At 38.9% G+C, this 226-nt stretch carries 1 pseudogene; it reads right to left on the minus strand.

Features of this window, described 5'->3' with window-relative positions:
• Positions 1 to 226 (minus strand): annotated as a pseudogene (locus AAEZ18_RS19850) (transposase); the annotation flags it as partial.

Genomic DNA, 226 nt, shown 5'->3' on the forward strand with positions numbered 1-226 from the left:
TATTAGCTCTGCGCGCAATGTCTTCATTTAATAAGCGCATAAACCAACTGATATTAGCTAAGCGTTCTCGGTATTCACTGATTGTTTCATTTAGAAAGAGCCATTCAATTTTACTTAGCTCTTCACCTTGCAGATATTTGTTAGTGAGAACAGTGCCTTTACAAAGCCTGTGCCACCGCTGAATAATGGCTTTATCGGTTAGTCGCTTGGCTTTTTTATCATCAAC

The sequence above is a fragment of the Pseudoalteromonas sp. 19-MNA-CIBAN-0066 genome, assembly GCF_040308705.1.
Classification (GTDB): domain Bacteria; phylum Pseudomonadota; class Gammaproteobacteria; order Enterobacterales; family Alteromonadaceae; genus Pseudoalteromonas; species Pseudoalteromonas nigrifaciens.